Origin of the sequence: Pseudomonas sp. Pseu.R1 (assembly GCF_045764065.1) — a bacterium.
Taxonomy (GTDB): domain Bacteria; phylum Pseudomonadota; class Gammaproteobacteria; order Pseudomonadales; family Pseudomonadaceae; genus Aquipseudomonas.
Genome location: NZ_JBJGEE020000001.1, coordinates 2,686,180 through 2,708,139, shown reverse-complemented (window position 1 = coordinate 2,708,139; position 21,960 = coordinate 2,686,180). Strand labels below are relative to the sequence as shown.

The 21,960-nt window shown below is 58.8% G+C and carries 25 protein-coding genes and 1 tRNA gene; 10 read left to right on the top strand and 16 right to left on the bottom strand.

What is annotated here, in order from left to right; genetic code table 11:
* The first annotated feature begins 118 nt into the window (after nucleotides 1–118).
* The 4 genes from ACI5GA_RS12525 to ACI5GA_RS12510 all read left to right on the top strand — a co-directional run bounded on the left by ACI5GA_RS12525 (nucleotide 119) and on the right by ACI5GA_RS12510 (nucleotide 2,346).
* A complete protein-coding gene (locus ACI5GA_RS12525; protein ID WP_404633990.1) occupies nucleotides 119–451 on the top strand; it encodes a hypothetical protein in 333 nt (110 codons plus the stop codon).
* A 179-nt stretch (nucleotides 452–630) separates the two neighbouring features.
* Nucleotides 631–1,119 carry a TIGR00645 family protein gene (locus tag ACI5GA_RS12520; protein WP_404633988.1) on the top strand — a complete coding sequence of 163 codons (489 nt, stop codon included), beginning with the start codon at nucleotides 631–633 and terminating at the stop codon, nucleotides 1,117–1,119.
* A 216-nt stretch (nucleotides 1,120–1,335) separates the two neighbouring features.
* The gene (locus ACI5GA_RS12515) at nucleotides 1,336–1,641 is read left to right on the top strand and encodes a DUF6482 family protein (RefSeq protein ID WP_404633986.1); all 306 of its coding nucleotides are present in this window, start codon (nucleotides 1,336–1,338) and stop codon (nucleotides 1,639–1,641) included.
* A gap of 87 nt (nucleotides 1,642–1,728) precedes the next feature.
* Nucleotides 1,729–2,346 carry an FKBP-type peptidyl-prolyl cis-trans isomerase gene (locus tag ACI5GA_RS12510; RefSeq protein WP_404633984.1) on the top strand — a complete coding sequence of 206 codons (618 nt, stop codon included), beginning with the start codon at nucleotides 1,729–1,731 and terminating at the stop codon, nucleotides 2,344–2,346.
* Nucleotides 2,347–2,437: 91 nt separating this feature from the next.
* On the opposite strand, the gene ACI5GA_RS12505 is transcribed toward ACI5GA_RS12510, so the two are convergent.
* The 9 genes from ACI5GA_RS12505 to ACI5GA_RS12465 all read right to left on the bottom strand — a co-directional run bounded on the left by ACI5GA_RS12505 (nucleotide 2,438) and on the right by ACI5GA_RS12465 (nucleotide 9,711).
* On the bottom strand, nucleotides 2,438–2,680 hold the full coding sequence (locus ACI5GA_RS12505; RefSeq protein WP_404633982.1) for a hypothetical protein: 243 nt from the start codon (nucleotides 2,678–2,680) through the stop codon (nucleotides 2,438–2,440).
* Between the two features lie 191 nt (nucleotides 2,681–2,871).
* Nucleotides 2,872–3,972 carry a redox-regulated ATPase YchF gene (gene ychF, locus ACI5GA_RS12500; protein WP_404633980.1) on the bottom strand — a complete coding sequence of 367 codons (1,101 nt, stop codon included), beginning with the start codon at nucleotides 3,970–3,972 and terminating at the stop codon, nucleotides 2,872–2,874.
* Nucleotides 3,973–3,993: 21 nt separating this feature from the next.
* Nucleotides 3,994–4,578, bottom strand: a complete 585-nt coding sequence (gene pth, locus ACI5GA_RS12495) for an aminoacyl-tRNA hydrolase (protein WP_400600295.1) — start codon at nucleotides 4,576–4,578, stop codon at nucleotides 3,994–3,996.
* A 76-nt stretch (nucleotides 4,579–4,654) separates the two neighbouring features.
* The gene (locus tag ACI5GA_RS12490) at nucleotides 4,655–5,254 is read right to left on the bottom strand and encodes a 50S ribosomal protein L25/general stress protein Ctc (RefSeq protein WP_404633976.1); all 600 of its coding nucleotides are present in this window, start codon (nucleotides 5,252–5,254) and stop codon (nucleotides 4,655–4,657) included.
* A 139-nt stretch (nucleotides 5,255–5,393) separates the two neighbouring features.
* Entirely contained in the window at nucleotides 5,394–6,335 is a 942-nt protein-coding gene (locus tag ACI5GA_RS12485; RefSeq protein WP_037018241.1) for a ribose-phosphate pyrophosphokinase, read from the bottom strand.
* Between the two features lie 47 nt (nucleotides 6,336–6,382).
* Nucleotides 6,383–6,457, bottom strand: a tRNA-Gln gene (locus ACI5GA_RS12480).
* Between the two features lie 36 nt (nucleotides 6,458–6,493).
* Nucleotides 6,494–7,360 (bottom strand): 4-(cytidine 5'-diphospho)-2-C-methyl-D-erythritol kinase, encoded by an 867-nt coding sequence (ispE, locus tag ACI5GA_RS12475; RefSeq protein WP_421422903.1) that lies wholly within the window; start codon nucleotides 7,358–7,360, stop codon nucleotides 6,494–6,496.
* A gap of 2 nt (nucleotides 7,361–7,362) precedes the next feature.
* Nucleotides 7,363–7,980 carry a lipoprotein insertase outer membrane protein LolB gene (gene lolB, locus ACI5GA_RS12470; protein ID WP_421422902.1) on the bottom strand — a complete coding sequence of 206 codons (618 nt, stop codon included), beginning with the start codon at nucleotides 7,978–7,980 and terminating at the stop codon, nucleotides 7,363–7,365.
* Nucleotides 7,981–7,983: 3 nt separating this feature from the next.
* Entirely contained in the window at nucleotides 7,984–9,711 is a 1,728-nt protein-coding gene (locus ACI5GA_RS12465) for a tetratricopeptide repeat protein (protein WP_421422901.1), read from the bottom strand.
* 258 nt (nucleotides 9,712–9,969) lie between these two features.
* Here ACI5GA_RS12465 and hemA point away from each other — a divergent pair, with 258 nt between their 5' ends.
* From hemA to ACI5GA_RS12435, 6 genes are all read left to right on the top strand, one after another.
* Nucleotides 9,970–11,247: a glutamyl-tRNA reductase gene (hemA, locus tag ACI5GA_RS12460; RefSeq protein ID WP_404633968.1), complete on the top strand. Its 1,278-nt coding sequence runs from the start codon at nucleotides 9,970–9,972 to the stop codon at nucleotides 11,245–11,247.
* Complete coding sequence (prfA, locus tag ACI5GA_RS12455) at nucleotides 11,244–12,326, top strand: peptide chain release factor 1 (protein WP_404633966.1); 1,083 nt, start codon at nucleotides 11,244–11,246, stop codon at nucleotides 12,324–12,326. Before hemA ends, prfA begins: the two co-directional genes overlap by 4 nt.
* A complete protein-coding gene (prmC, locus tag ACI5GA_RS12450) occupies nucleotides 12,327–13,160 on the top strand; it encodes a peptide chain release factor N(5)-glutamine methyltransferase (protein WP_421422900.1) in 834 nt (277 codons plus the stop codon). It abuts the gene before it with no gap.
* A complete protein-coding gene (locus ACI5GA_RS12445) occupies nucleotides 13,154–13,909 on the top strand; it encodes a molybdopterin-synthase adenylyltransferase MoeB (protein WP_421422899.1) in 756 nt (251 codons plus the stop codon). Before prmC ends, ACI5GA_RS12445 begins: the two co-directional genes overlap by 7 nt.
* Before the next feature lie 11 nt (nucleotides 13,910–13,920).
* Nucleotides 13,921–14,721, top strand: a complete 801-nt coding sequence (murI, locus tag ACI5GA_RS12440; protein ID WP_421422898.1) for a glutamate racemase — start codon at nucleotides 13,921–13,923, stop codon at nucleotides 14,719–14,721.
* 112 nt (nucleotides 14,722–14,833) lie between these two features.
* Entirely contained in the window at nucleotides 14,834–15,352 is a 519-nt protein-coding gene (locus ACI5GA_RS12435; RefSeq protein WP_404633958.1) for an acyloxyacyl hydrolase, read from the top strand.
* A gap of 167 nt (nucleotides 15,353–15,519) precedes the next feature.
* On the opposite strand, the gene ACI5GA_RS12430 is transcribed toward ACI5GA_RS12435, so the two are convergent.
* Genes ACI5GA_RS12430 through phrB form a run of 7 tightly spaced genes read right to left on the bottom strand, consistent with a single transcriptional unit; the run spans nucleotide 15,520 to nucleotide 21,954 of the window.
* Complete coding sequence (locus tag ACI5GA_RS12430) at nucleotides 15,520–16,035, bottom strand: DUF2878 domain-containing protein (RefSeq protein WP_404633956.1); 516 nt, start codon at nucleotides 16,033–16,035, stop codon at nucleotides 15,520–15,522.
* Nucleotides 16,028–17,290: a class I SAM-dependent methyltransferase gene (locus tag ACI5GA_RS12425; protein WP_421422897.1), complete on the bottom strand. Its 1,263-nt coding sequence runs from the start codon at nucleotides 17,288–17,290 to the stop codon at nucleotides 16,028–16,030. Before ACI5GA_RS12425 ends, ACI5GA_RS12430 begins: the two co-directional genes overlap by 8 nt.
* On the bottom strand, nucleotides 17,280–18,077 hold the full coding sequence (locus tag ACI5GA_RS12420) for a DUF1365 domain-containing protein (RefSeq protein ID WP_404633952.1): 798 nt from the start codon (nucleotides 18,075–18,077) through the stop codon (nucleotides 17,280–17,282). The genes ACI5GA_RS12425 and ACI5GA_RS12420 overlap by 11 nt, the downstream gene beginning before the upstream one ends.
* Entirely contained in the window at nucleotides 18,074–19,321 is a 1,248-nt protein-coding gene (locus ACI5GA_RS12415) for an NAD(P)/FAD-dependent oxidoreductase (RefSeq protein ID WP_404633950.1), read from the bottom strand. Before ACI5GA_RS12415 ends, ACI5GA_RS12420 begins: the two co-directional genes overlap by 4 nt.
* A complete protein-coding gene (locus ACI5GA_RS12410; protein ID WP_421422896.1) occupies nucleotides 19,318–20,094 on the bottom strand; it encodes an SDR family NAD(P)-dependent oxidoreductase in 777 nt (258 codons plus the stop codon). Before ACI5GA_RS12410 ends, ACI5GA_RS12415 begins: the two co-directional genes overlap by 4 nt.
* Nucleotides 20,091–20,516 (bottom strand): nuclear transport factor 2 family protein, encoded by a 426-nt coding sequence (locus tag ACI5GA_RS12405; protein ID WP_404633946.1) that lies wholly within the window; start codon nucleotides 20,514–20,516, stop codon nucleotides 20,091–20,093. Before ACI5GA_RS12405 ends, ACI5GA_RS12410 begins: the two co-directional genes overlap by 4 nt.
* Nucleotides 20,509–21,954, bottom strand: a complete 1,446-nt coding sequence (gene phrB / locus ACI5GA_RS12400) for a deoxyribodipyrimidine photo-lyase (RefSeq protein ID WP_421422895.1) — start codon at nucleotides 21,952–21,954, stop codon at nucleotides 20,509–20,511. Before phrB ends, ACI5GA_RS12405 begins: the two co-directional genes overlap by 8 nt.
* Between the last annotated feature and the right edge of the window lie 6 nt (nucleotides 21,955–21,960).

Below are 21,960 nucleotides of genomic sequence, written 5' to 3'. Positions count from 1 at the left end.
CTCTTTTCCTGTGGGATATTTCTTCGTATTGTCGTGTTACAGCAGTTGTCAAACGGACTGACGCGTTTCCTTCGGTCGTTTCAAGGGAATGAATACTGCAATCAATGAGGAGCTCGCCATGCCGCGCAGCCTCTGTCTTACTCGTCAATGCCTGGGTCTTGTGACCCGTATCGAATGTGTCATTCGCCCGCTGTCTGGCGATAACGGAATGTGGACCTTACTGTTCGCCGCTGGAATGTCGGGTGAACAACCTTCTGCGCTAAAAGCTCAAGGACCGTTTCATGGGCCGGTTGCGGCCGAATCGGTACTGGATGCGATTGCTGAAAGCCTTGCTTTGCATGGCTATCAAACGGCCGAGGAAATTCCGATCTGGAGCCTTCATCTGCAAGGCGAATTGCGCCGGATCAATGGGGGCACGTCTCACGGCCATCGAACGTTCCCACTCAACTGACGGATTACGATCCAGTGAGCGCCACGTCGTTTTTCCTGTGACACAGGGTCGTAGCGTGGCGTGCACTTCACCGCAGGCGGATCTGTCTCCGAGTTAATTGTTTCAAGTTTTGTCGTGATGGGTTGTGCTGCACAGCCTTCGCCCTATACTCGCGAGCTTTCAATTAACTGTGAGTTTCAATGGAACGTTTTATCGAAAATGCCATGTACGCGTCGCGCTGGTTGCTGGCGCCGATCTACTTTGGTTTGTCTCTGGGGCTGTTGGCGCTGGCGCTGAAGTTCTTCCAGGAAATCTTTCACGTCATTCCCAATGTATTTTCGCTGGCTGAATCGGACCTGATTCTGGTGCTGCTGTCGTTGATCGACATGGCGCTGGTGGGCGGTCTGCTGGTGATGGTGATGATCTCCGGTTACGAGAACTTCGTTTCGCAACTGGACATCGACGAGAGCAAGGAAAAGCTCAACTGGCTGGGCAAGATGGACTCATCTTCCCTGAAGATGAAAGTCGCGGCTTCCATCGTCGCTATCTCCTCCATTCACCTGCTTCGGGTGTTCATGGACGCCAAGAACATCGAAACCCAATACCTGATGTGGTACGTGATCATTCACATGACCTTCGTGGTGTCGGCGTTTGCGATGGGCTATCTGGACAAGCTGACCAAGCATTGATAGTTGCTTATTTGTAGGAGCGCGCTTGCCCGCGATTGCTTTAAAGTCAGACGCCTTGATGTTGCCTGATGCGCTGCATTCGCGGGCAAGCGCGCTCCTACAAATCGATAACCTTTCGACAGTGGTCAAACCGGACCAGCGGCACACCTTCCTTCCTTTACTCCAGCCAGACTTGTCACTCGTTCATCTTCATACTGGATCAACGAGGACCCTCTCATGAATCTTCAGGAACTCACCGCCCACGCCAGTGCCGGTCGCATTGACGAACTCAACCTTATCTCCATGGAAGGCGGTATCTACCTGCTTGAAGCGCGCATGCATGGCGCGGCTCACCCGCTCAATGATGCCCACGGCAAGACGATGCACTTGCGTTCGGTCGAGCACGCCCGGGAGGTGTTGCATGCGGTGTCGGACATGCCCTTCAATCTGGTGCACGCCGTGGTTCACGATGAGATGTGCGGAATCCGGGATACCGAAGAGCAAACCGTGCGTGTGCCGATGTCAATCCGCTCGGCGTGGTAAGCCATGACCTGATGCGTCGGCTTGTGCTAGGCTGCTCGGCCTTTTAGTTCAGGGCGCCTGCGGGCGTTCTCCAAGCGGAGCAGCAGCATGTCCGAAGTCAATCTGTCTACCGACGAAACCCGTGTCAGCTACGGCATTGGCCGCCAGTTGGGTGACCAGTTGCGTGACAACCCGCCACCGGGCGTGAACCTGGATGCCATCTTGGCAGGCCTGACCGACGCCTTCGGTGGCCAGCCAAGCCGCGTCAGCCAGGAAGAAATGGCCGCCAGCTTCAAAGTCATTCGCGACATCATGCAGGCTGAAGCGGCTGCCAAAGCCGAAGCCGCTGCTGGCGCTGGCAAGGAATACCTGGCCGAAAACGCCAAGCGTGAGGGCGTGACCACTTTGGCGTCCGGGCTGCAATTCGAAGTCATCACTCAAGGTGAAGGCGAGCAACCTACCCGTGAAAGCAACGTGCGCACTCACTACCACGGCATGCTGATCGACGGCACTGTGTTCGACAGCTCCTACGACCGTGGTGAGCCCGCTGAATTTCCGGTGGGTGGCGTGATCGCTGGCTGGACCGAAGCGCTGCAACTTATGAAGGCCGGCAGTAAATGGCGTCTGCACGTTCCAAGCGAACTGGCCTATGGCGCTCAGGGCGTGGGCAGCATTCCGCCGCACAGCGTGCTGGTATTCGACGTCGAACTGCTCGACGTCCTGTAAAAGCAGCCACAAGCTTCAAGCTGTCAAAGCTGTACGTTGCGGATTGACGCTTTCGCTCAGTCAGCAGCGCGCAGCTTGAAGGTTGAGCTGTTCAATGAAGTTCACACGCCGGGCGCAACGCTCGGGCGTAGCAGAACAGAAACAGGCTTCGTACCATTTCCTTCTGCACACCCGGTTCACACGAACTGAGGCTGTGCACATCCAGATCCCCCTGATCCCGCAGTTCATCGAGTGCGTCTTCTTCCAGCACGGCACACACCTCACCAGTTTCACGGTGCAGGATGCGCAGGTAAGGATGTGGCCGGTCCAGCCAGGCGTCTATCAGATAAGTCATGTTCGTTCTCCTTGAAAATGTTCAATGAGAATAATTCTTATCCGAGGAATAGCAAGGATCTATTTGAGATTAATTCGCATTTTCTGCTCGAATTGACCTGAGTCAGAAAAAATGCCGGGCGAGCGTGTGGCGATTGGCCCACAAAAAAGCCCCCGGAGATGGGGGCTTTCCTGTTACAAAGCGCGCTGCGATCAGACGTTGAAGCGGAAATGCAAAACGTCACCGTCCTTGACGATGTAGTCCTTGCCTTCCAGACGCCATTTACCAGCTTCTTTGGCACCGGCTTCGCCCTTGTACTGGATGAAGTCGCTGTAGGCCACGCACTCGGCGCGGATGAAGCCTTTTTCGAAGTCGGTGTGGATGACGCCAGCGGCTTGTGGCGCGGTGGCGCCGACACGGACGGTCCAGGCGCGGACTTCTTCGACACCGGCAGTGAAGTAGGTCTGCAGGTTGAGCATTTCATAACCGGCGCGGATCACGCGGTTCAGACCCGGCTCTTCAAGGCCCAGGGCTTCGAGGAACATGTCCTTCTCTTCACCGTCGTCGAGTTCGGCGATCTCGGCTTCGATCTTGTTGCAGACCGGCACCAGCATGGCGCCTTCTTCTTCGGCGATGGCGCGAACCACGTCCAGGTGCGGGTTGTTTTCGAAGCCGTCTTCAGCGACGTTGGCGATGTACATCACAGGCTTGGTGGTCAGCAGGTGGAAGCCCTTGATCACGGCCTTCTCTTCGGCGCTCATGCCTTTCATCAGGCTGCGCGCAGGCTTGCCATCGGTGAAGTGGCTGATGAGTTGTTCCAGCAGGCCTTTTTGAACCACCGCTTCCTTGTCACCGCCCTTGGCATTGCGCGCAACTTTCTGAAGTTGCTTCTCGCAGCTTTCGAGGTCAGCGAAGATCAGTTCAAGGTCGATGATTTCGATGTCGCGTTTCGGGTCGACGCTGTTGGAGACGTGAATCACGTTTTCGTCTTCGAAGCAGCGGACCACGTGGGCGATGGCATCGGTTTCGCGGATGTTGGCCAGGAACTTGTTGCCCAGACCTTCACCTTTGGAGGCACCCGCCACCAAACCGGCGATGTCGACGAACTCCATTGTGGTCGGCAGGATGCGCTTGGGGTTGACGATTTCAGCCAGCGCGTTCAGGCGTGCATCGGGCATGGCCACGATGCCGCTGTTCGGCTCGATGGTGCAGAAGGGAAAGTTCTCTGCCGCAATACCGGATTTGGTCAGGGCGTTGAACAGGGTGGACTTGCCGACGTTGGGCAGGCCGACGATGCCGCAATTGAATCCCATGGTGTTTCCCCTCGTGTGATGTCAGGCCTTCTGGCTGTGCAGGACTCGCATCGCCTTGGCGAAGTCGCCTGCGAGGACATCCGGCAGCACGCCGAGGGCAAAGTCGATGCTGGCGTCCAGTTTTTCCTGTTCGGCGCGCGGCGCACGACCCAGTACGAAGTTGGAGACCAATTTGGCGTCGCCTGGGTGCCCGATGCCGAGCCGCAGACGATGGAAGCCGTTCTGGTTGCCGAGCTGCGCGATGATGTCGCGCAGGCCGTTGTGCCCGCCGTGTCCGCCACCCAGTTTGAGTTTGGCGACACCCGGAGGCAGGTCGAGTTCGTCGTGGGCCACCAGAATGGCCGCAGGAGGAATCCGGAAGAAACCCGCCAGTGCCGCAACGGACTGGCCGCTACGGTTCATGTAGGTGGTGGGTATCAGCAGACGAACGTCTTGGCCCTGATGGCTGAATTTAGCCGTCAGGCCGAAATACTTGCGGTCAGCGGTCAGATTGACACGCTGGGCGCTGGCAATGCGTTCAACGAAAAGAGCCCCTGCGTTATGCCGGGTCTGTTCGTATTCGGGGCCGGGGTTTCCCAGGCCGACGATCAGTTGGATGGCGGTCACGTCAGGGGCTCTTCCTTGGGTTGTGGGTGACGATACCGAATATCGTCACTCATGCAACCGGCGTGCGAGTAATGAATTACTCGGCAGCGCCTTCTTCAGCAGCTTCAGCGGAAACGCGTGGCGCGTGAACGTTGGCAACTGCTTTGTCGTCACCGTGAGCCAGAGCCACGAATTCTACGCCTTTCGGAGCTTTCAGGTCCGACAGGTGGATGATGGTGCCGACTTCGGCTTTAGCCAGGTCAACTTCGATGAACTCAGGCAGGTCTTTGGCTTCGCAGGAAACTTCGATTTCGTTTTCTACGTGGGAAACTTCGCCGCCTTTCTTGACCGGAGCTTCTTCGTTAACGAAGTGAACCGGAACCTTGGCAGTCAGTTTCTGGCCAGCGACAACACGGATGAAGTCAGCGTGCATGATGAACTGCTTGGCTGGGTGACGCTGCAGTGCTTTAACGATGACGTTTTGCTTGGTGCCGTCAACGTTCAGTTCGATCACGTGGCTGAAAGCCGCTTCGTTGTCGAACAGTTTGGTGATTTCCTTGGCCACGATGGTCAGGGACTGCGCGTCTTTGTTACCACCGTAAACAACGGCAGGGATGCTGGCGGAGTGACGCAGGCGGCGGCTCGCACCTTTCCCCAGGTCAGTACGCGCTTGGGCGTTCAGAGTAAAGTCAGTCATTTTGTATCTCCAAAATAGCCATGCTCGGGTGGCGTTTGCGACCAGCGCCAAACCCGATATGGGCAAAAAAGCCCCGCCCCAACAGAGGCTGTTGGGGCGGGGCGCTTTTCGTCAACGGAGTTTCGAAAGGGCAGAGCCCTTAGCGGAACATCGCGCTGATCGATTCTTCATTGCTGATGCGACGCATCGCTTCAGCCACTACCGGTGCGATATCCAGTTGACGGATACGGTCACAGGCTTGTGCTGCTGCGGACAACGGGATGGTGTTGGTCACCACCAGTTCGTCCAGCACGGAATTTTCAATGTTCTCGATCGCACGACCCGAGAGAACAGGGTGGGTGCAGTAGGCAAATACCTTGGCTGCGCCGTGTTCTTTCAGAGCCTTGGCCGCGTGGCACAGAGTGCCGGCGGTATCGACCATGTCGTCGACCAGAATGCAGGTACGACCTTCGACGTCACCGATGATGTGCATCACTTCAGAGTGATTGGCCTTCTCGCGGCGTTTGTCGATGATCCCGAGATCGACACCCAGGGATTTGGCAACAGCACGTGCACGCACGACGCCACCGATATCCGGAGAAACGATCATCAGGTTTTCGAAACGTTGATCTTCGATGTCATCCACCAGAACCGGGGAGCCGTAGATGTTATCTACCGGAATGTCGAAGAAGCCCTGAATCTGGTCAGCGTGCAGGTCAACGGTCAGCACACGGTCGATACCGACAACGGTGAGCATGTCCGCAACCACTTTGGCGCTGATTGCCACACGAGCGGAGCGCGGACGGCGATCCTGGCGGGCATAACCAAAGTAAGGGATAACAGCGGTGATACGAGTCGCTGAGGAGCGGCGGAAGGCATCAGCCATCACGACGAGTTCCATCAGGTTATCGTTGGTCGGAGCGCAGGTCGGCTGAATGATGAAGACGTCTTTACCGCGAACGTTTTCATTGATCTCAGCGGTAATCTCGCCGTCGGAAAACTTGCCGACAGAAATGTCACCGAGAGGGATATGCAGCTGACGAACGACACGCCGAGCCAGATCGGGGTTAGCGTTCCCCGTGAAGACCATCATCTTGGACACGCGCAGTACCTGATGTATTTGGGTATGCCTGGATGGCTATAGGAAAATGGCAGGGGCGGCTGGATTCGAACCAACGCATGGCAGGATCAAAACCTGCTGCCTTACCGCTTGGCGACGCCCCTGTATTTGTTGCAACGAATGCCTGGCATTCGGTTCTCTTAGAGCAGTGTTTGTAACTTGCGGTGCAACATCGAAATGTTGCTGCCTTTTGCTACAAACCCTGTAAGGGTCTCTGTAAGAAGGGCCGAGACTTTATCAGCTTCAGCTTTGTTTGGGAAGGCCCCAAACACACAACTTCCAGTTCCGGTTAATTTTGCTTCGGTAAATTTACCTAGCAAATTCAAAGCGTTACGAACATCTGGATAACGCCTTGCTACAACCGGTAAGCAGTCATTTCGACTGTTTCCCTTGGGAACGGGGCGCACTTTAATGGGCGGCGTGTCACGTGTCAACAGTGGATCTGAAAAAATTTCTGCTGTACTTACAGAGGCTTGCGGCACCAGCACGACATACCACAATTCTTCGGGGTCCACAGGGGTGAGGATTTCGCCCACGCCCTCGGCGAAAGCCGCGTGTCCACGTACGAAAACCGGGACGTCGGCGCCCAGTTTGAGGCCCAGTGCAGCGAGGCGATCCTCGTCCCAGCCCAGTTGCCAGAGATGATTGAGCCCTAGCAGGGTGGTCGCGGCATCCGAACTGCCACCGCCAATGCCGCCACCCATGGGCAGGATTTTCTTCAGCCAGATGTCGACACCTTGTGTGCAACCGGACTGCTCTTTGAGCGCGCGAGCGGCTTTGACAATCAGATTGCTGTCGTGGGGGACGTCAGGAATTTCCGTTTGCAGGCGCACTTCGCCGTCTTCGCGCAGTGCGAAACTGAGCTCGTCGCCGTAGTCGAGGAACTGAAAGATCGTCTGCAATTCGTGGTAGCCGTCGGGGCGGCGCCCGAGTATGTGCAGCATCAGGTTCAGCTTGGCAGGGGCGGGCAGGGTCAGACGTGGCGCGTCTTGAGGGGACAGTGACATGCTCATTGCCCCAGCTTGCGCGGCTGCCAGTCTTTGATGACCAGCGTGACGTCCAGGTCCTGGCCGTGCAGTTTCATGCGTTCAGGCAGCCAGTAACCATTCTGCTCTGCGTAACTCAGGTACTCGATTTTCCAGCCATCCTGCTCCAGCCCGGCCAGGCGGCTGTCGCCATCCAGTGTCAGGCTGCTTTTGGTTTCAGGCGCGGGCAGGCCGCGGACCCACCAGACCAGATGGGAGACCGGCAGCCTCCAGCCCAGTTGATCCTTGAGCAGGGTTTCTGGGTCGGGCGCGTCAAAACGCCCCTGATTGGCAACTTCCAGCGACACGGCGCCGGGGCGTCCCGTCAGGCGTGCAGCACCACGACCCAACGGGCCGGACAGGCGAATGTCGTAGTAATCCTGGCGTTGCAGCCAATACAGGGTGCCGCTGCCGGAGTCCTTCGGTGCGCGGATGCCGACCTTGCCGTTGATTTCCCAGCCATCGAGGCTGGCAAGTTGCTCTTTGTTGACCTTCCATTTGCTGGCATCGCCCGTGCCTTGCACGGCCTCACGGGAGGTGATTCCGGCGCAGCCGGCGAGCAGGGCAATCAAGCTGAATACGATGACGTGGCGCAATAACATAAATCAAAGGGTCTCGGAGCCGGTCAGGCGTTTGAGGGTGCTGCGCAGGACCGGGCTATCAGGTTGCTGTTCGAGGGCTTTGCCCCACACTTTGCGGGCTTCGCGCTGTTGGCCTTTGGCCCAGAGCACTTCGCCCAGGTGCGCGGCGACTTCGTGATCAGGGTAGCGCTCCAGTGCTTCACGCAGCAGGCGCTCGGCCTCATCGAGATTGCCCAGGCGATAATTGACCCAGCCCAGGCTGTCGAGCACGGCAGGATCGTCTGGATTGAGCTGATGGGCGCGCTCGATCAGTTCTTTCGCTTCGGCATAGCGCGTCGTGCGGTCGGAGAGGGTGTAACCCAGCGCGTTCAGGGCCATGGCGTTGTCCGGTTCGCGCTTGAGAATCGCCCGCAGGTCGGTCTCCATCTGCTTCAGGTCGTCACGCTTTTCCGCCAGCATGGCGCGGGTGTAGAGCAGATTGAGGTCGTCCGGGTATTGCTTGAGCGCCTGATTCAACACCTGCCAGCCACGGTCGCTCTGGTTGTTGTTGGTCAGTGTTTCTGCCTCGATCAGATAGAGCTGAATGGTGTAATCCGGCTGGTCGGCGCGGGCCTGAGCCAGACGTTTCGAGGCTTCGGCGGTGCTGCCGTTGCTCATCAGAATGTCTGCCTGACGCAGTTGCGCGGGCAGATAGTCGTTGCCTGGCCCGACCTGGGCGTATTCATTCAGCGCGTTTTGCGGGTCTTCGCGCTCTTCATAAATACGGCCAAGGTTCACGTGAGCCGAGTCAACGTGGCTGCCGCGGGCAATGAGGTCTTCCAGATAACCTTGTGCTTCGTCCCACGCTTTGTTTTCCAGGCACACCAGTGCCAGCGAGTAACGCAGTTCGTCGTCGTCCGGGTATTGCTGAACGAGGCTGGAGAATTGCACCTTCGCGTCTTCCATGCGGTTCTGCTCGACGAGCATCCGCGCGTACGTCAGGCGCAGGCGCTTGTCATCCGGGTATTTCTTGATGCTTTTTTCCAGCAGGGGCAACGCTTCCTTGCCACGATTCATGCTTTGCAGCAGGCGGGCGCGCAGCAGAATCGGTGCGACTTCACCCTCTCCCGGAGGATTGTCTTCGAGCAGTTTCAGCGATGCAGCGCTGTCACCTTCCTGCTGCAGCAGCAAGGCTTTGCCGAAGATCAACTGGCCGTTTTTCGGGTATTTGGCCAGCAGGCGATCAAAACTGGCGAGCAGACCTTTACGTGTATTGGAGTCGGTTTCCGCGGCCGAGAGCGCGAGGAAGTCGAAATGGGTGTCGCCTTGCCCTTGCAACACTTTCTCCATATAGCGCATGGAGTCGTCGTAGCGTCCGGCGCGGGCCAGTTGAATGGCGGCAGCGCGCTGCGCTTCGAGATTGGTCGGGTCGTTTCTGGCCCACAGCATCGAGGTGTCCAGTGCAGCCTGATCGGCGCCCAGGTATTCGGCGATGCGGAAGGCGCGCTCGGATATCCCCGGATCCTGCGTCTGGATCGCCTGGGTCACGTAATTATCCAGTGCGATGTCAAAGCGGTTGCGCTGCCCTGCAAGCTCGGCGGTCAGCAGGGCAACGACGGTTTCCTGGGTGAACGAACCATAGACCTGCGGCTTGGTTTCAGGTACGGGCGTCGTTTCTTTCGCGGGGGCCGGAGGCTCCGTGGAAACGGAGGCCGTAGACTGACAGCCACCAAGAACGACAAGGGCAAGGAACAACGCGGAGGATTTATTCATATAGAAGAGAGGGCGGCTTACCTGCGGTTTGAAAACATCATGACACAAGGCAGGGAGCAAACCCACAGCCCGACGGAAAACTACAGACCCGCCATTTACAGCCCGCGCTTGGACAATTTGTCGCAGGGCGCGCGCTGCGAAGCGGAACACTATAGGGACAATAGACGGTCCTGGACGTTCTGAATGTATTGCGGTGGTTGTTCTGAATCTATTGAAGTAGGACAATTGTCGGCTTCACGTCACCATCAGCGACCTTGAATGGCCTTTCTTGCTCTGGGTATCAACCATAAGACTGCATCCGTGGATGTCCGCGAGCGCGTGGCATTTACGCCTGAGCAGTTGGTCGAGGCGTTGCAGCAGCTGTGCCGCCTGACCCAGAGTCGCGAGGCGGCCATCCTGTCGACCTGCAACCGCAGCGAGCTTTATATAGAGCAGGATTCGCTCACCGCGGACGTCGTGCTGCGCTGGCTGGCCGATTATCACCACCTCAATATCGATGAACTGCGCGCCAGTGCCTATGTGCACGAAGACGACGCAGCGGTCCGGCACATGATGCGCGTGGCCTCGGGGCTGGATTCGCTGGTGTTGGGCGAGCCGCAGATTCTGGGGCAGATGAAATCCGCCTATGCCGTTGCGCGGGAGGCCGGAACCATCGGTCCATTGCTGGGCCGGTTGTTTCAGGCGACGTTCAGCGCGGCCAAGCAGGTGCGCACCGACACGGCCATTGGCGAAAACCCGGTTTCGGTGGCATTTGCCGCGGTCAGCCTGGCCAAACAGATTTTCAGCGACCTGCAACGCAGTCAGGCGTTGCTCATTGGGGCAGGCGAGACCATCACGCTGGTCGCCCGGCACCTGCATGAATTGGGCGTGAAGCGTATCGTGGTCGCCAACCGCACGCTGGAGCGCGCCAGCATCCTCGCTGAAGAGTTTGGCGCTCATGCCGTTTTGCTGGCCGATATCCCGGCCGAGTTGGTCAACAGTGACATCGTCATCAGTTCTACTGCCAGTCAGTTGCCGATTCTGGGCAAGGGCGCAGTGGAAAGCGCGCTGAAACTGCGCAAGCACAAGCCGATTTTCATGGTAGATATCGCCGTTCCACGGGATATCGAGCCGGAAGTCGGTGAGCTGGACGACGTTTATCTGTATACCGTGGACGATTTGCACGAGGTCGTCGCCGAGAACCTGAAGAGTCGTCAGGGCGCCGCTCAGGCGGCTGAAGAATTGGTGACGCTGGGCGTCGACGATTTCATGTCGCGCCTGCGCGAGCTGGCGGCCGTCGATGTGCTCAAGGCCTATCGTCAGCAAAGCGAGCGCCTGCGTGATGAGGAGTTGCAAAAGGCACAACGCATGCTCGCCAACGGCAGTAACGCCGAAGATGTATTGATGGCGCTGGCACGGGGCCTCACGAATAAACTGATGCATGCGCCAAGCGTGCAATTGAAAAAGCTGTCTGCCGAAGGTCGCGTCGATGCGCTGGCCATGGCCCAGGAACTCTTTGCCCTCAATGAGGGCTCCACGGATAAACCCCCGCAATGAAAGCTTCACTGCTCAATAAGCTGGACGTGCTCAGCGACCGTTTCGAAGAATTGACCGCGCTGCTTGGCGACGCCGAAGTCATTTCCGATCAGACCCAATTCCGCGCCTATTCCCGCGAATACGCGGAAGTCGAACCCGTGATTCGGGCCTACTCGCAGCTGAAAAAAGTACAGGCCGGACTTGAGGGCGCGCAGGCGTTGCTCAAGGACAGTGACCCTGATATGCGCGAAATGGCCGTCGAGGAAGTGCGTGAGGCCAAGGAGCAACTGGTGGTGCTGGAGGGCGAGTTGCAGAAGATGCTGCTGCCCAAGGACCCCAACGACGGCCGTAACGTGTTTCTGGAAATTCGCGCGGGCACTGGCGGCGACGAGGCGGCGATTTTCTCCGGTGACCTGTTTCGTATGTATTCCCGTTACGCCGAACGTCGCGGTTGGCGCGTGGAAATCCTTTCCGAGAACGAAGGCGAGCATGGCGGCTTCAAAGAGGTCATTGCGCGGGTCGAAGGCGAGAACGTCTATGGCAAGCTGAAATTCGAGTCCGGCGCCCACCGCGTCCAGCGCGTGCCTGAAACCGAGTCCCAAGGCCGCATTCACACCTCTGCCTGCACGGTTGCGGTGCTGCCTGAGCCGGATGAGAAGCAGGCGATCGAGATCAACCCGGCGGATTTGCGTGTGGATACGTTCCGTTCCTCGGGCGCGGGCGGGCAGCACGTCAACACCACCGACTCGGCGATTCGTATTACCCATATACCGACCGGAACCGTCGTCGAGTGCCAGGAAGAACGTTCCCAGCACAAGAACCGTGCCCGGGCCATGGCCTGGCTGTCAGCCAAGCTCAACGACCAGCAAACCGCTGCCGCTGCCAATGCGATTGCCAGTGAGCGTAAATTGCTGGTCGGTTCAGGAGATCGCTCCGAGCGTATTCGTACTTACAATTTCCCACAGGGGCGAGTGACGGACCACCGCGTGAACCTGACGCTGTATTCGCTGGATGAAGTTTTGGCGGGTGGTGTCGATGCAGTGATAGAACCGTTGCTTGCCGAGTATCAGGCAGATCAACTTGCGGCACTGGGTGAGTAAATGACCATCATCGCCAGCTTGTTAAGAAGCGCTGAGCTGCCGGATTCTCCGACAGCCCGACTGGATGCCGAACTGCTGTTGGCCGCTGCCCTGGGCAAGCCGCGCAGCTTTTTGCACACCTGGCCGGAGCGCATTGTCAGCACCGAAGCCGCGCAAGCGTTCGACGGCTATCTTCAGCGTCGTCGTACCGGTGAGCCGGTGGCGTACATCCTCGGCCAGCAGGGCTTCTGGAACATTGATCTTGAAGTCGCGCCCCATACGCTGATCCCGCGCCCGGAAACGGAAATGCTGGTGGAGACCGCACTGGAACTGCTGCCGGGCGCGATTCCTCATCGTCTTCTGGATTTGGGCACTGGCACCGGCGCCATCGCGCTGTCGCTGGCCAAGGACCGTCCGCAGTGGTCTGTCACGGCGGTGGATCGGGTGGCCGAAGCCGTGGAACTGGCCGAGCGCAACCGCCAGCGCCTGCATCTGGACAACGCCCGTGTGCTGGAAAGCCACTGGTTCGGTGCAGTGGAAGGCCAGCGTTTCGATCTGATTCTGAGCAATCCCCCCTACATTGCGGACAACGATCCTCACTTGGTTCAGGGCGATGTGCGCTTTGAACCCAGTACCGCCCTGACGTCCGGCAAGGACGGCCTGGACGATCTGCGTCTGATCGTTGCGCAAGCGCCTGCGCATCTGGAACCCGGTGGCTGGTTGTTGCTTGAACACGGCTACGATCAGGGTGCAGCCGTTCGCGAGTTGCTGAACCAGCAGGGCTTCGAGCAGATTCAGACCCGCCGCGATCTCGGCGAACATGAACGCATCACCTTTGGGCGCGTGCCGTGCTGACCGACGAAGAGCTGCTGCGCTACAGTCGGCAGATTCTTCTGCAACAGGTCGACATCGATGGCCAGTTGCGCCTCAAGCAGAGCCGCGCACTGATCGTCGGTGTCGGCGGATTGGGGTCTCCTGTGGCGCTCTATCTGGCTGCTGCCGGGGTGGGTGAGCTGCATCTGGCGGACTTCGACACGGTCGACCTGACCAACCTTCAGCGCCAGATCATTCATGACACGCAGAGCGTGGGCGTGAGCAAAGTGGACTCTGCCATCGCACGGCTGACCGCGATCAATCCCGACGTTGTGCTGGTTCCCCATCGCGCTGCGCTGGATGAGGACTCCCTGGCGGCGGTCGTGGCGGCGGTGGATCTGGTGCTCGATTGCTCCGACAACTTCACCACTCGTGAAGCTGTGAACGCGGCGTGTGTCGCGGCAGGCAAGCCTCTGGTCAGCGGTGCGGCGATTCGGCTGGAGGGCCAGTTGTCGGTGTTCGACCCCCGTCGTGCCGAAAGCCCGTGCTACCACTGCCTGTACGGGCATGGCAGCGAAAGTGAGCTGACGTGCTCCGAAGCGGGTGTGATCGGACCGCTGGTGGGGCTGGTGGGCAGCCTGCAAGCGTTGGAGGCGCTGAAATTGCTCGCTGGCTTTGGTGAACCCATGGTCGGACGGCTGTTGTTGATCGATGCGCTGGGCACGCGCTTGCGTGAACTGAAAGTCAAACGCGATCCGGGCTGCAGCGTATGCGGCACCCCTCATGAATAGAATGAGCAAGCATGGCTAGAGACAGCGACGCGCCGGTGGGCGTGTTTGATTCGGGTGTCGGCGGGCTGTCGGTGCTGGGCGAGATTCATCAGCTGCTGCCCAACGAATCGCTGCTGTATGTCGCTGATTGCGGGCATATTCCCTACGGCGAGAAAACCCCCGAGTTCATTCGCCAGCGCTGCGTGACCATTGCAGAGTTTTTCCGCGAGCAGGGCGCCAAGGCGCTGGTGATCGCCTGTAACACGGCCACTGTGGCCGGGGTCGCTGATTTGCGCGAGCGCTATCCGGACTGGCCACTGGTGGGCATGGAACCCGCCGTCAAACCGGCTGCCGCCGCAACCCAAAGTGGCGTGGTGGGCGTGCTGGCGACAACGGGCACGCTGCAAAGCGCGAAGTTCGCTGCGTTGCTCGACCGCTTCGCGACGGATGTACAGGTGATTACTCAACCCTGTCCGGGATTGGTGGAATTGATCGAAACCGGTGATCTGGTCAGTCCTGTCATTCGCCAACTCTTATGGCGTTATGTCGAGCCGCTGCTTGAGGCGAGGTGCGACACGATTATTCTGGGCTGCACTCACTATCCCTTCCTCAAACCGCTTTTGAGGGAAATGATTCCGTCATCCATCACCCTGATTGATACTGGCGCCGCAGTCGCCCGCCAATTGGGACGTTTATTGAACCAACGTGATCTTCTTTCCACTTCTCGCCCTGTGGAAGCTCAATTCTGGACGAGTGGAAATCCAGAAAATTTCAGAAACATCCTACCTGTACTATGGAAAAAATCTGACAGTGTGCGATTCTTCGGTTCGTGAAAAAAACGTGAATAGCACTGCTTTTGGATGAACTTTCATTCATTCGAAGATTTCTACAGCTCGTCTGTTGATAAAAATATTTCTAACTGCACTCGAAAATGGGATGTTTCAGATGAAGCGACTGTTTTGTTTGGCTGCGATTGCGGCTGTGTTGACGGGGCAAAGTGCGATTGCACAGGCCGATGGGGTCGAATTCTCGGTGGGCCATACCGGCGAATCGACGATGACCTATCGTCTGGGTGCGCAATTTGATTGGGACAAGAGTTGGTGGCAAACCAGCGTCGGTCGTCTGACCGGCTACTGGAGCGGCGCCTACACCTACTGGGAAGGCGACAAGAACGCGAGCAACAACAGCCTGTCGTTCTCTCCAGTGTTCGTATATGAATTCGCCGGTGACAGCGTCAAGCCTTATATCGAAGCCGGCATCGGCGCTGCGGTATTCCAGCGCACGGAAGTCGAAGGCAACAAGCTGGGCAGCGCTTTCCAGTTCGAAGACCGCATTGGTTTCGGCCTGCGTTTCGCCGGTGGTCATGAAGTGGGCCTGCGTGCGACTCACTACTCCAACGGTGGCCTGACCAGCACCAACGACGGTATCGAGAGCTACGCGATTCATTACACGATGCCGTTCTAAGCATCGTTGTCTGAGACACCGCCTTCGCCAGCAAGCCGGCTCCCACAGGTTCAGCGTCGAACAAGAGATCCGAATCCGATGCAGTCAATGTGGGAGCCGGCTTGCTGGCGAAGGCGTTTGGCCAAGCCACATAGAAACTTCAACAATGAACGCGTAAGTTGACCGGCTCACACCGACACCTCCCGCTGACGCGCCTCGCAAAAATACCCTGCCAGCCAGTGCAACAGCGGAAACACCACCGCCCAGATCACTCCCAGAATCAGCGCGCTCGGCCAGACGCCCAGTGGCAATTGCACGTAGGTCAGGTGCGATCCCGCGAGGTAAGACAGTGGTCCGCCGATAGACCCCAGCAGACTCGCCAGCCACCAGGGGCGTGCGCTCCAGGCCAGACAATGCCGTAACGTCGTCCCCAACAGCGGCCAGAGCAAGGCCAGCCACAGTGGAATCACACGCCCGGCTTCTCCGAAATCGAACAGGCCGATTTTGATCAGCGCGCTGTCCAGCACACAGCCCAAGGCGAAAACCGTCATCAGCAATCGCCCCTCCGTCCGCCAAGTGCCTATCAGCCACAGGTGCCCCAGCACGATGGTCACAGGCAGCAATAGCCAGCCACTGTTGCCTCCCAGCACGCAGGCGAACCAGCCGACTTGAAACAGCGCTGCGTTCAGCAGCCTTTTAAGCATCGAAACGTCCCAGCAGCGGCGCACGCATCGCTTGGGGTTTGGCCAGCAGCAGTTGTGCGGTGCCAATGGTGCGTTCGAGAAAACCGCCCTCGCAGTAGCACAGGTAAAACTCCCACAGCCGCAGGAAGTAATCGTCGTAGCCCCGTTCTTTCAAATGGCCCGTCGCGCGGCGAAAGTTGTCGTGCCACAGGCGCAGGGTACGTGCGTAGTGCAGGCCGAAATCCTCCATGTGCAGCAGGTTCATGTCGGTGTCCTTGCCGACGATCTCCAGCATGCTGGTCACTGATGGCAGTGCGCCGCCGGGGAATATGTAGCGCTGAATGAAGTCCACACTGCGCTTGGCCTGCGCATAGCGTTGTTCGCGGATGGTGATCGCCTGAATCAGCATCAGGCCGTTGTCGTTGAGCAAGCGCGCGCACTGCTTGAAATAGGTGGGCATAAAGCGATGGCCCACCGCTTCGATCATTTCGATGGACACCAGCTTGTCGAATTGGCCGTCGAGGTCACGGTAGTCGCGCAGCAGCAGTGTAATGCGGTCCTGTAAGCCCAGTTCTGCGATGCGTTTTTCGGTGTAAGCGAACTGTTCTTTGGAGAGCGTCGTGGTGGTGACCTTACAGCCATAGTGCTGCGCGGCATAGATCGCCATGCTGCCCCAGCCGGTGCCGATTTCCAGCAAATGGTCTGACGGTTTGAGCGCCAGTTTCTGGCAGATCCGCTCCAGTTTGTTCAGTTGCGCCTGTTCCAGTGAGTCCTCGGGGCTGAGGAACTGTGCCGCCGAATACATCATGGTCGGGTCAAGAAACTGTTCAAACAGGTCGTTGCCCAGGTCGTAATGGGCGGCGATGTTCTTTTGAGAGCCTGCGCGAGTGTTGCGATTGAGCCAGTGCAGCCCCTGAACGAACGGGCGGCTCAGGCGCGCCAGCCCGCCTTCCATCGCGTCGAGCACATCGAGGTTGCTGACGAAGACGCGAATCACGGCGGTCAGGTCCGGGCTGGTCCAGTAGCCGTGAATGAAGGCTTCCCCCGCGCCAATCGAGCCATTGCTGGCAACCAGGCCCCAAGCGGCCGAATCTTGCACGCGGATTTCGCCTAGTAACGATGCGCCTGCTGCGCCGAACACATGATGTTGATCGCCCTCGTAGATCACCAGTTGTCCATGACGTAGATGTTCCAGTTGGCGTAACACACCACGTCGCAAGAAATGGGAGGTCAAGCTGTGGGTGCTCAGACCCAGGGGGAGGCTGTTACTTTTCATGACGTCGAGCCTTTGATTGAGCGGCGGCAGTGCGGTACGAGCCCTCAGCGGCCTGGTGGGAAAACACCGGAATACGTTTCAGAAAAAGTCTCAACGCCTGCCAGTAAATAGCCAGGCAGGTCTTGGCCGTCATCCAGGGAAAATCCAGCAAATGACGATGCAGCGCCGGGCGGTCCAGCGGTTGGCGCTGCAAATTCAGCGTGGCATCAAACACTTTTTTATCGCCCTGCCAGTCGGCCATGTGGACCCCCAAGTGCGCATCGGGCTGGCTAAAACTCATGCGGTATTCAAGATCACGAGGCAGAAACGGCGAGACATGAAAGGCCTTGGCCACGGCAAAGTGCTGATGGCCTTTAGGCCCTGCGGGCAGGACGTAGTGGTAGCGCTCGCGCCAGGGCGTATTGGTCACCTCACAGACAATCGCCGCTAATGCCCCATCTTCTTCGTAGCAATAGAAGAAGCTCACGGGGTTGAACGACAACCCCCAACTGCGGGCCTGGGTCAGCAGGCAAACTCGCCCCATGGGCGCGCGTCCTTGCGATTGCTTGACGATTTCCCGAACGGCGCCGATCAGCGACATGCCTCGACTGGTGTAATCCTTCAGATAATCTCCGGGACGAAACGAGAACGGCGCCAGTCGGCTTGCGCCTGCGAAGGGTGATAGCTTCATCACCGCATCCTGTTCGTCGAGATCCAGGTACAGCATGCCGATGCGGTAGGTGAAGGCATGAGCTTTGGGCACAAAGCGCCGATGAGTCACCCAGCCGCTGTACAGGGCGCTGTTCATAGAGACTCCCCGAACGCCGACGCCACGCGCAGTGCGCTGACCACCCCATCCTCATGAAAGCCGTTGGCCCAATAGGCCCCGCAGTAATAGGTGTGCCGAGCGCCGTGCAGTTCCTGCCAGCGGGCCTGGGCGGCGATGCCCTTGAGGCTGTATTGCGGATGGGCGTAGCGATAGCGCGCGAGAATCTTGTTCGGATCAATGGACGGCGTCTGATTGAGGCTGACGCAGAACGTGGTGTCGCTGTCGATCCCTTGCAGGATGTTCATGGCGTAGGTCACGGCAGCCGATTGATCGCCTGCGCCACCCAGACGGTAATTCCAGCTGGCCCATGCCAAAGGGCGTTTGGGCAGCAGGCTGGTGTCGGTGTGTAGCACCACGTCGTTGTCGGCGTAGGGCAGGGCGCCGAGGATTTCCCGCTCGTTGGTGCTGGGTTCGGCCAGCAACGACAAGGCCTGATCGCTGTGACAGGCAAACACCACTTTGTCGAAGCGCTCGCTGCCGAGGGTGCTGTGAACGGTCACCCCTTCACGGTCGCGCTCGACCCGTGTGACCGGACAGCGCAGGCGAATGCGGTCACGAAACGATGCCGTCAGCGGCTCGATGTAGCGACTCGATCCCCCTTCGATGACGTGCCATTGCGGCCGGTTGCTCACTGACAGCAGGCCGTGGTTCTTGAAAAAGCGCACGAAAAATTGCAGCGGGAACGCCAGCATGTCAACCAGTGACATTGACCAGATCGCAGCCCCCATCGGCACGATGTAATGCTCGGTGAAGCGTCTACCGTAGCCTTCGGCCTTGAGATAGGCGCCCAACGTGGTATCGGCGGCGATGCGCTGGCTTTGCAGGTCTGCGAGTGCCTGCTTGTTGAAGCGCAGGATGTCTCGCAGCATGCCCCAGAAGGTGGGCGACAACAGGTTGCTGCGTTGCGCGAACAGGCTGTTCAGGTTGTTACCGTTGTATTCGATGCAGGTATGAGGGTCGCTCACCGAAAAGCTCATTTCGGTGGGTTTGTAGGCGACGCCCAGTTTGCCCAGCAACTTGATGAAGTGAGGGTAGGTCCAGTCGTTGAAGACGATGAACCCGGTGTCGATGGCGTGCTGCTGGCCATTGACCGAAACGTTGACGGTGTGGGTATGGCCGCCGATCCAGTTTTCCGCTTCGAAAACGGTGACGTCGTGCAGCCGGTTCAGCAGCCAGGCGCTGGTCAGGCCCGAAATGCCGCTGCCAATGATCGCGATCTTCATGGCGCCGCTCCTGGCTGGTCGGTGCGGCGCACCATGCGTTTGCTCAGCGCCAGTTGCAGGCGGTCGGGCAACAGGGCAATGGCCTTGAGCGCCAGAATGAATAGCCACGGGAAGGAGATTTCCAGTGGTCTGCGCGGTGTGTCCAGACGCTCGGCGATGAAGCGCGCCGCTTTGGGCGCGGACCAGCGCATCGGCATGGCGAAATCGTTTTTGGCCGTCAACGGGGTGTCGACGAAACCGGGGTTGACCAGCGTGACGTCGATGCCTTCGTGTGCCAGGTCAATGCGTAGCGACTGAAACAGGTAACGGACCCCGGCCTTCGAGGCGCCATAGGCTTCGGAGCGGGTGAGCGGCAGGAAGGCGACCGAACTGGCCACGCCCACCAAATGAGGCCGTTCGCCCAGGCGCAATAAAGTCAGCGCTTCCTGAACGCAGTAGGAGGTGGCAATGAGATTGGTCCTGATCACCCGCTCGACCAGCTTGGCGTCGTATTGGTGAGTGTCGACGTATTCACACGTCCCGGCATTGAGAATCGCTGTGTCCAGCGCCCCCCAGACCTGCGCGATGCGCTCGCCGATGGCCGTGACTTGCTCGGGATCCGTCACATCGCCCGGCGCCAGCACCACTTGGCGGGGGAAGCGCCGATCCAGCGCTTCCAGTGGCTCGAAGCTGCGCGCGGTCAGCGCCACCTGGTGACCCGCACTGAGCAGCGCTTCGGCCAGTGCGAGGCCGATTCCGCTGCTGGCGCCCGTCAACCAGATGCGTCGTTTCATACCAGTCGCCTCTTGAGCCAGCCAATCATCCTGCCCATCACGGGCAGGTGTTCGTAGAGCAGCGCTCCGGCGTCGAAGAAATCGCGATGCTGAAACACTTTGTTGTCGGTCCACAGCAGGTGCGAGCAGCCGTTGACGGCAATCAGCTCGCCATGATTAAGACGCGGGTGGCGATAGGTCATGGTCCAGCGCAAGTAGCCCTTGCCTTCGCGCACCTGGTCGAATGCATGAAACTCGAAATGCAGGTCACGCACGTTGGCGTACAGCTCGGCGAAATAGTCGCCCAGACGGGTCAGGCCATGGATCTCGTGCAGCGGATCGGTGAAGGCGATGTCCTCGCTGTACAGCTCACCGAGCCGATGCAGGTTGTCCTTGTCGAGTTCGGCAAAGCGCCGGGCGTAGTCGCGCAGGAATTCACTCATGGTCTTGAGTCTCTGGCTGACGATGGGGGAGGGACTTGAACGCTGCCAGGGCCCGCTCGCGGCTGGCCTTCAGGTTCACGATGGGCGCCGGATAGCCTTGTACGCCAAACAGCCCACCCAGTGCCGAGGGGTCGTGAACGTCGCGTTTGTTCAGTTCGGCCAGCTCCGGCACCCACTGCTTGATGAACACGCCTTGCGGGTCGAACCGCTCGGACTGGCTGATCGGGTTGAAAATACGGAAGTAGGGCGATGAGTCGGTGCCCGTCGACGAGCTCCATTGCCAGCCGCCGTTGTTGGCGGCCAAATCACCGTCAATCAAGTGCTGCATGAAGAAACGCTCGCCTTCGCGCCAGTCGATCAGCAGGTTTTTGGTCAGGTACATCGCCACGATCATGCGCAGGCGGTTGTGCATCCACCCGGTCTCCAGCAACTGGCGCATTGCTGCATCAACAATTGGAAGTCCGGTCCGGCCTTGCTGCCAGGCCTCCAGATCCTTAGGGGCGTGACGCCATTTCAACGCTTCGGTTTCCGGCCGGAACGCCCTGTGGCGAGACACCCGCGGGAAACCGACCAGAACGTGTTTATAAAACTCGCGCCACAGCAGCTCGTTGATCCAGGTCACCGCGCCGACGTTGCCGGTCTCGAATTCGCCGTTGTTGCTGCGCAGCGCAGCGTGCAGGCATTGCCGTGGTGAAATCACGCCGGCTGCCAGATAGGCGGACAACTGGCTGGTGCCGGGTCTGGCCGGGAAATCCCGTTCGTCGTTGTAGTAATGCACCGCGTCGTCGGTGAACTGCGCCAGCCGTTTGCGCGCTTCGTCCTCGCCAGCGGGCCAAAGCATGCGCAGCGCCTCGGGAGGCGTGGCGAAACCGTGGACACTTTCTGGAACGTCATCACTCTTGATGTGCAGCTCCGCCTGCGCCGGGGGCAGCCTGCCCACAGACGGAATCGAGTGATGGAGACGCTCGTAGCAGACTTTACGAAACTGGGTGTAGACCTTGAAGTAACCGCCGCTTTTGGTCAGTACGCTGCCGGGCTTGAAAAACAGTTGATCCAGGTGGCGCGTAAAGCCGATGCCGTGTTGATCAAGCATCGCAGCAACGGCCTTGTCGCGATTGTCCTCGTTGATTCCATACTCTTCGTTGACGTGAACGTGCTCGATTTTATGGGTCAGGCACAACTCCAGCAGTGCCTTGGGGGCTTTGTCCCACGTAGTGGCATTGACGATCAGCAGCGGTACGTTCAGTGCCTCCAACCCGTTTTTCAACGCCGCCACATTGCGTAGCCAGAAATCCACCTTGCACGGCGCGTCATCGTGGCTGTGCCATTGTCCCGGACTGATCATGTACACGGCCACAGTCGGACCCTGCTTCATCGCAGCGTTCAATGCGGTGTTGTCGTGTGCGCGCAAATCAGTGCGCAGCCAGAACAATTGCATGATCAC

Bases quoted from the DNA above. Each gene is read 5' to 3' on its own strand.
- ACI5GA_RS12525 (WP_404633990.1), top strand. From the start codon at position 119: ATGCCGCGCAGCCTCTGTCTTACTCGTCAATGCCTGGGTCTTGTGACC.
- ACI5GA_RS12520 (WP_404633988.1), top strand. From the start codon at position 631: ATGGAACGTTTTATCGAAAATGCCATGTACGCGTCGCGCTGGTTGCTG.
- ACI5GA_RS12515 (WP_404633986.1), top strand. From the start codon at position 1,336: ATGAATCTTCAGGAACTCACCGCCCACGCCAGTGCCGGTCGCATTGAC.
- ACI5GA_RS12510 (WP_404633984.1), top strand. From the start codon at position 1,729: ATGTCCGAAGTCAATCTGTCTACCGACGAAACCCGTGTCAGCTACGGC.
- ACI5GA_RS12505 (WP_404633982.1), bottom strand. From the start codon at position 2,680: ATGACTTATCTGATAGACGCCTGGCTGGACCGGCCACATCCTTACCTG.
- ychF (WP_404633980.1), bottom strand. From the start codon at position 3,972: ATGGGATTCAATTGCGGCATCGTCGGCCTGCCCAACGTCGGCAAGTCC.
- ACI5GA_RS12490 (WP_404633976.1), bottom strand. From the start codon at position 5,254: ATGACTGACTTTACTCTGAACGCCCAAGCGCGTACTGACCTGGGGAAA.
- ispE (WP_421422903.1), bottom strand. From the start codon at position 7,360: ATGTCACTGTCCCCTCAAGACGCGCCACGTCTGACCCTGCCCGCCCCT.
- lolB (WP_421422902.1), bottom strand. From the start codon at position 7,980: ATGTTATTGCGCCACGTCATCGTATTCAGCTTGATTGCCCTGCTCGCC.
- ACI5GA_RS12465 (WP_421422901.1), bottom strand. From the start codon at position 9,711: ATGAATAAATCCTCCGCGTTGTTCCTTGCCCTTGTCGTTCTTGGTGGC.
- hemA (WP_404633968.1), top strand. From the start codon at position 9,970: ATGGCCTTTCTTGCTCTGGGTATCAACCATAAGACTGCATCCGTGGAT.
- prfA (WP_404633966.1), top strand. From the start codon at position 11,244: ATGAAAGCTTCACTGCTCAATAAGCTGGACGTGCTCAGCGACCGTTTC.
- prmC (WP_421422900.1), top strand. From the start codon at position 12,327: ATGACCATCATCGCCAGCTTGTTAAGAAGCGCTGAGCTGCCGGATTCT.
- murI (WP_421422898.1), top strand. From the start codon at position 13,921: ATGGCTAGAGACAGCGACGCGCCGGTGGGCGTGTTTGATTCGGGTGTC.
- ACI5GA_RS12435 (WP_404633958.1), top strand. From the start codon at position 14,834: ATGAAGCGACTGTTTTGTTTGGCTGCGATTGCGGCTGTGTTGACGGGG.
- ACI5GA_RS12430 (WP_404633956.1), bottom strand. From the start codon at position 16,035: ATGCTTAAAAGGCTGCTGAACGCAGCGCTGTTTCAAGTCGGCTGGTTC.
- ACI5GA_RS12425 (WP_421422897.1), bottom strand. From the start codon at position 17,290: ATGAAAAGTAACAGCCTCCCCCTGGGTCTGAGCACCCACAGCTTGACC.
- ACI5GA_RS12420 (WP_404633952.1), bottom strand. From the start codon at position 18,077: ATGAACAGCGCCCTGTACAGCGGCTGGGTGACTCATCGGCGCTTTGTG.
- ACI5GA_RS12415 (WP_404633950.1), bottom strand. From the start codon at position 19,321: ATGAAGATCGCGATCATTGGCAGCGGCATTTCGGGCCTGACCAGCGCC.
- ACI5GA_RS12410 (WP_421422896.1), bottom strand. From the start codon at position 20,094: ATGAAACGACGCATCTGGTTGACGGGCGCCAGCAGCGGAATCGGCCTC.
- ACI5GA_RS12405 (WP_404633946.1), bottom strand. From the start codon at position 20,516: ATGAGTGAATTCCTGCGCGACTACGCCCGGCGCTTTGCCGAACTCGAC.
- phrB (WP_421422895.1), bottom strand. From the start codon at position 21,954: ATGCAATTGTTCTGGCTGCGCACTGATTTGCGCGCACACGACAACACC.